The sequence below is a fragment of the Leucobacter sp. M11 genome, assembly GCF_035726885.1.
Lineage (GTDB): Bacteria > Actinomycetota > Actinomycetes > Actinomycetales > Microbacteriaceae > JAPFRB01.
Map to the genome: position 1 here is coordinate 488417 of NZ_JAPFRB010000001.1, position 1871 is coordinate 490287.

General features: G+C 69.9%; 1 protein-coding gene. It reads right to left on the minus strand.

From position 1 onward, the window contains the following. Window positions 1-13: 13 nt before the first annotated feature. Window positions 14-1871 (minus strand): Ig-like domain-containing protein (locus OOT08_RS02505; RefSeq protein WP_325090971.1); only part of this gene is annotated, 1858 nt, incomplete at its 5' end.

Here is a 1871-nt window from a genome sequence, read left to right on the forward strand (position 1 = left end):
ATTGCGCGTCGCGCTAGCTGTGCTGCGCTCGGCGACGCAGCAGCGCCGCTCCTCCCAGCACGGCCAACAGGCCCAGGACGCTCAGCCCCACGGTGAGGCCACCGGCCTCACCGGTGTTCGCGAGGACCGCGCGCGGAGCGCCGCCCGTCGGCGAACCGGTTTTCGGGGTGTCCGTGGCATCTGCGTGGCCGCCATCCACCCCGCCGGGGTTCCCGCCGTCGGTGTTGCCGCCGTCGGTGTTGCCGCCGTCGGTGTTGCCGCCGTCGGTGCTGCCGCCGTCCTTGCCGTCGGAGGCCCCGTCGGTCTCGCCGTCGGTCGCACCGTCGGTCGCACCGTCAGTTTCACCGTCGGTCGCACCGTCGGTCTCGCCGTCAGCGTCACCATCGACGTCACCATCGGTCACACCGTCAGCGTCACCATCGACGTCACCGTCGGTCTCACCGTCGGTCGCACCGTCGGTCTCGCCGTCCGTCGTGCCGTCCTTGCCGTCGGTGTTGCCGTCGGTCTCGCCATCAACGCCACCGTCCGTGGCACCGTCGGTCTCGCCGTCAGCGTCAGCATCCGTGGCACCGTCAGCGTCGGTGGCTCCGTCAGCGTCAGTGGCTCCGTCAGCATCAGCGTCCGTGGCACCGTCAGCGTCGGTGGCTCCGTCAGCATCAGCATCCGTGGCACCGTCAGCGTCGGTCGCACCGTCAGCGTCGGCATCGGTCGCACCGTCAGCGTCGGTCGCTCCATCCGCGTCACCGTCGGTTGCACCGTCAGCGTCGGTCGCTCCATCCGCGTCACCGTCGGTTGCACCGTCAGCGTCGGTCGCTCCATCCGCGTCACCGTCGGTCGCACCATCCACGTCGGCATCGGTGGCTCCGTCAGCGTCGCTTCCGCCATCCGCGTCCGTTGCCCCGTCACCCGTGACCGTCAGCACCGCAGAGCGGGCACCGGCTGCGCGGGCAGTTCCCAAATAGTCGGCCTCGTAGTCGACGCTCGCCGCTGGCTCAGCCGAGACGACGAAACGAGCGGTTCCGGCCGGACTCAGCGGGACGAAGATCCCCGTCGGCTGACCGTACCGGAGCAGGGCAACGTTCCCCGAGGTGACCGGAGCGCCATCGTGCGTCCGGAGCACTCTTGCTTCCACGGTCACCTGCGTGGAGCGCGCGCTCGGGTCGGTGACCCGGACCAGCTGCACACTGGTTGCCGCGGCGTTCACGCGAACCGTGACGGGATCGCTATCCGGCGCGGAAACCTGTCCGCCGCCCACCAGGCGAGCGAAGAGATCGCGGTTGCCCACCCAGTTCGGCGAGAAGGGAATCGTGCCCGTGCCGTTGACCAGCGCGGTCGAGCCCAGCACGGTGTTCCCCTCGCGCAGTTCGACGGTGCCGGTGGCCACCGGACCGCTCCCAGCGTTCGGCGTGACCGAGATGGTTGCGGTGCGTGCCACGCCGTCATCGCCCTCGAGCGGCGACACCGTCAGCGCGATCGCGCCCGGTTGTGGGACAACCCGGACGGTGATGGTGGTGCTGGTCGGCAGGTAGGTCACGGTCCGCGACGCAAACTCGGCGTTCGTGGGCAGGTACTTCACGGTGATGACGTGCTCACCGACGGGCAGACCCTCGACGGGGACCCGTACCTGCGCTGCGCTGCCGATCGTCTGCAGCAGGGTGTTCCCCTGCCAGAACTCCAGGGTGCCGGTAGCCAGCGCCGGAGACACGTCGGTGACCAGGGTCGCCGCAGCGCCGACGGGGATCGTCGCCGACTCCGTCCGGCCGGAGAGGTTCACCTGCACGGACTGCGGGTAGCTCACCCGCACGAAACCCGTTCCGGAGTTCCCGGAGGTCTGCTGTGCTCGCTCCAGCTTGGCCGAGGTGTAGTTGGTA